General features: G+C 76.1%; 1 protein-coding gene. It reads right to left on the minus strand.

Annotated features, from left to right (window positions below):
- Positions 1-816: capsular polysaccharide export protein, LipB/KpsS family (locus ACFQ4O_RS17930; RefSeq protein WP_449289008.1), on the minus strand; the 816-nt coding region annotated here is incomplete at both ends.

Below are 816 nucleotides of genomic sequence, written 5' to 3' on the forward strand. Positions count from 1 at the left end.
GGGCGCGGGCCTCGGCGATGCGGTCGAGCGCCGTCTCCGGGCCGCAGGGCAGGCCGGAGACGGGGTCGTGGTAGAGCGGGTAGAGGACCAGCGTCGCGGCCACCAGTTCGTCCAGCGTGCGGGCGCGGCCCCGGCGGGGGTGGGGCGCGAGGTCCTCGGTCAGGCCCCAGCCGGCGTAGAACGGCTGGCCGTGGGCGGCGACGCGCAGGCCCCGCAGCAGCGCCTCGAAGCCCGACAGCGAGGTCATGGTCTCCAGCGCCCGGCACTGGGGGTAGAGGTCGGCGATGGCGCCGTCCACGACCACGGCGTCGGCGAGCCGCGCCAGCTCGGCGGCGTCCACCGCGCCCTTGCGATAGCCTGCGACCACATCCGGATGAGGCTTGTAGACGATGAAGGCGTCCGGATGGCGGGCGCGGGCGGCGGCGAGCAGGTCGCGGTTGGTGCGCACCGCGCCGGCGCCCTTCAGGATCGAGGCGTCGTCCTCGACCTGCCCCGGCACCAGCAGGCCGAAGCGCCCCTCGGGCACGATCCGCCCCCGCGCCGCGCCCACGTTGTATTTGGTGACGTTCTCCGCCACGAGCCGCGCCCGCAGCCGCGCGGCGCGGGCGAGGAGCGCGGGCGGCATCTCCTCACGGTTCAGCAGGTTCTCGAGCTCGCTCGGGACGGAGGGGTCGTAGTAGATGCCGGCCTCGTCCAGCACCAGCGACAGCGCCGGCGTGAAGGCCGCGCCGAGGCCGACCGAGCGCAGGAAGCCGTCCTCCAGCCGGGCGACCGGCGCGCCGGCCTCTGAGGCGGCGCGCTCCGCCGCCTCCCGCC

Source organism: Methylopila musalis (assembly GCF_042679725.1).
Taxonomy (GTDB): domain Bacteria; phylum Pseudomonadota; class Alphaproteobacteria; order Rhizobiales; family Methylopilaceae; genus Methylopila; species Methylopila musalis.